The sequence below is a fragment of the Leifsonia sp. HAY1-4F genome (assembly GCF_056755275.1).
This window is the reverse complement of record NZ_JBNDHX010000254.1, coordinates 1-280: the sequence shown is the minus strand read 5'-3', so window position 1 is coordinate 280 and position 280 is coordinate 1. Positions and strand designations below refer to the sequence as shown.

The 280-nt window shown below is 69.3% G+C and carries 1 protein-coding gene; it reads left to right on the top strand.

The genetic code is table 11. From position 1 onward, the window contains the following. Positions 1-280: hypothetical protein (locus tag ACPYOG_RS19430; protein WP_481295770.1), on the top strand; the 280-nt coding region annotated here is incomplete at both ends.

Here is a 280-nt window from a genome sequence, read left to right as displayed (position 1 = left end):
GGATGCCGAAGCGGGCAACGACACGCTTGCGCCGGCGCTGCTCACGCGGTTGCAGGGCGCGGGTCTGCAGCCCAATGCGATCGCGAACATCATTGGCCTGCTGGATGAGCAGCGCGCGGCAACCGGCGTGCTGCCGACCGACCGCCGGCTGGTGGTGGAACGCTGCCGTGACGAATCCGGCGATTGGCGGGTGATGCTGCATTCGCCCTATGGACGGCGCATCCACGATCCCTGGGCGCTGGCACTGGCAGGGCGCATCCAGGAACGCTGGGGCGTGGAC